Annotated in this window: 3 protein-coding genes; all 3 read left to right on the top strand. The window is 54.5% G+C overall.

Annotated features, from left to right (window positions below; translation table 11 throughout):
• On the top strand, positions 1-1,501 hold a 1,501-nt coding region (locus tag ACFPVS_RS13565), incomplete at its 5' end, for a DUF935 domain-containing protein (protein ID WP_378595858.1).
• A complete protein-coding gene (locus tag ACFPVS_RS13560) occupies positions 1,498-2,403 on the top strand; it encodes a phage head morphogenesis protein (RefSeq protein ID WP_096295070.1) in 906 nt (301 codons plus the stop codon). The genes ACFPVS_RS13565 and ACFPVS_RS13560, both read left to right, overlap by 4 nt.
• A 186-nt stretch (positions 2,404-2,589) precedes the next feature.
• Positions 2,590-3,030: a phage virion morphogenesis protein gene (locus ACFPVS_RS13555; RefSeq protein WP_096295069.1), complete on the top strand. Its 441-nt coding sequence runs from the start codon at positions 2,590-2,592 to the stop codon at positions 3,028-3,030.
• Positions 3,031-3,095: the final 65 nt, after the last annotated feature.

The raw sequence follows: 3,095 nt of genomic DNA, 5'->3' as shown, positions 1-3,095 counted from the left end.
AAAACCGCATTTCAAACTCAAACTGAACGGCAAGGGCGTAACCTTCAAACCCGAAGACCTGAGCAGCCATATCGCCGTATCACGCCAGTTTCTAGGTGGCTTCAACGGTTGGCTGCCCAATCCCGACCCGATTTTGCGCAAAGCGGGCAGGCAAATTTCCGTGTACCGTGAGCTACTGCGCGACCCTTTGGTCGGCAGTCTGGTACGCCGCCGAAAAGCCGCCGTCGCGCGGCTGGATTGGCAGCTTACGGGCGATGATGTGCCGGAAAACGTGCGTCAATTCGTCGAGAACTGGCTGGCCGAAACCGATGTTTACCGTCTGATTAAAGACATTCTCAACGCGCCGCTGTTCGGTTATCAACCCATTGAGCTGATTTGGCAGCAGGATACGCAGTGGCTGCCATCTGAAATTGTGGCCAAGCCGCAGGAATGGTTCGGGTTTGATGGACAAAACGAGTTGGTTTATACGCAAAACGGCCTCAAGCAAGAGCCGCTGCCGCCGTATAAATTCCTCTGTCCGACCCACGAAGCCGATTATCTCAACCCCTACGGTTTGGGCGATTTGGGCTTGGTGTTCTGGCTGGTAACTTTCAAACGCGGCGGCCTGAAATTCTGGGTGCAGTTCACAGAAAAATATGGTGCGCCGTGGCTCATCGGCAAAGAGCCGCGCAGCAATACCCCCGACGATACCGAAAAGCTGCTCGACGCGCTGGAAGCCCTGATCGCAAACTCGGTTGGTACGATTCCCAACGATTCCAGCGTGGAAATCCACGAAGCCAGCGGTAAATCCTCATCGGTCGATGCTTACGACAAGCTCATCCGCTACTGCCGCAGCGAAATCAACATCGCGCTGCTCGGCCAAGACCAAACCACCGACAAAGACACCAACCACGCCAGCGCGGCGGCGGGCTTGGAAGTGGCCGCCGACATCCGAGACAGCGACAGCCGTATCGTGGAAACTACGTTTAATCAACTGATTGCATGGGTGGTGGAACTGAATTTCGGCGATGTTCCTGCGCCCAAGTTCGAGTTGTTTGAAAATGAAGAAGCCGGCACCAAAGAACGTGCCGAACGGGATAAAACCTTGGCCGATTCGGGCCTGAAATTTACGCCGCAATACTGGAAACGCACCTACGGTTTGGAGGATGGCGATATTGTCGAACAGGCGGAAAGCCCGGTCATGCCGTCTGAAAACGAACGCAGTGAGTTTCCGCGCAGCAAAAAACCGTCGGCCGACTTTGCCGAGCATAACCACACCGATGCAGGCTTAATCATCGACACGCTCGCGCCCGATACAGGCCGTCTGAACGCACAAAGCCAAGCCTTAACCGCTGTTTTGGCCGCCGAAATTCAAAAGGGCGAAACCGAAGACAATATCCTTGACCGTTTGGCCGAAGCCTTTCCGAATATGGACGATGCCGACCTGCAGAACGAGCTGGCTCGCGTGATTTTTCTGTCGGACTTGGTCGGACGCATTGAAGCACGTGGAGAGTTGGTATGAATCCCGAAGACATTAAAGCCGTGTTCGGCATGACACCCGAAGCGGCAGTTGAATATCTGAAGCAAAAAGGCGTGAACGTCTCGTGGGACTGGCAGGATATACTGGACGACACGCACGCTACCGCGTTTACCGTGGCCAAAACCGCGGGTATGGACGTGGCCGAAGACATCTATAAAGCGGTAGTTCACGCGGCTGAAAACGGCGAGACCTTGGAAGAGTTCACCCGCCAGCTCACGCCCGTTTTGCAAGGAAAAGGCTGGTGGGGCAGACAAGAAGTTACCAATCCTGACACAGGCGGCATTCAGACGGCCACACTCGGCACGCCGCACCGCCTGAAAACCATCTACCTCACCAACATGCAGTCAGCCTACATGGCAGGCCGCTATGCCGAGATGATGGACTCGGTAGGCACACACCCGTATTGGCAATATGTGGCCATCAACGACAGCCGCACCCGCGACAGCCACCGCCTGCTGCACGGCCGTGTGTACCGTGCCGGCGACCCGGTTTGGGACACCCTGTATCCGCCGCTCGATTTCCGCTGCCGCTGCCGCGTGCGTCCATTATCGCGTGCAGCAGGCGAAGCCAAAGTGTTACCCAGCCCGATGCTGGAAACCCAAACCATCGACATCGGCACCAACGAATACACAGGCGAAGAACGCTACGCCCAACGCACGGGCATCCGCATCGGCGGCAAATTCGTCGCCCCCAGCGCAGGCTTCAACGCCAACCAAGGCCAAGCCATGCTCTCGCGCATGGCTTCGGTGGCGGTGCAGAAAGCACAGGCCGTCCATCCCGACATCGCCCGTATCGCACTCAAAACCATGATGGGCAACGCCAAATTCAAAGCAGCATTGTCAGCGGCGGAACTGGCTTGGGTACTTAATTTACTTAAAGGATAAAAATGGTACATCTTGACTTATCGGATAAAGACCAAGCTTGTGAAATTAAAGTTGACCACACCGTCGGTTTAAACAGCGTCTTACTTATACATAGAGACATTACCATCAGAATAGATGGCCATCAGGCATTCATTCTGATGAAAAACCTAGCCGATTTATTTAATTGCGACGTAACGGAAAACGAATATGCTTGAAATCAGTTTAGATGCCGACCAACTGGAACACGGCCTCAACCGGCTGCTCAAAAACGCCACCGACACCCGCCCCATGATGCGTGCCATCGCCACCGAAATGGTCTCCCTTACAGAAGACAACTTCGAAAACGAAAGCTGGGGCAGTGAAAAGTGGAAACAAAGCAAACGTGCCGCCGACAGCGGCAAAACCTTGCAACTGACCGGCCAACTCGCCGCCAGTATCTCCACCAAAACCGGAAACGGCTTCGCCCAAATCGGCAGCAACAAAAAATACGCCGCAATCCACCACCTCGGCGGCCAAGCAGGACGCGGAAGAAAAGTCACCATCCCGGCCAGACCATACCTCCCCATCAACGGCAGCGGTCAACTGCAAAACGGAGCCGAGAAAAAACTCATCGACATCGCCATCGAATCACTCAAAGCAGGCCTCTAAAAACAAAAAACGGGCAAAATCTGCCCGTCTATTTTTATTGCACCATATGCAACATTATTGCAAAT

It is taken from the genome of Neisseria weixii (assembly GCF_042658245.1).
Taxonomy (GTDB): domain Bacteria; phylum Pseudomonadota; class Gammaproteobacteria; order Burkholderiales; family Neisseriaceae; genus Neisseria; species Neisseria weixii.
Note: the sequence above shows the minus strand (reverse complement) of the source record. Positions and strands in the feature narration are given on the sequence as shown.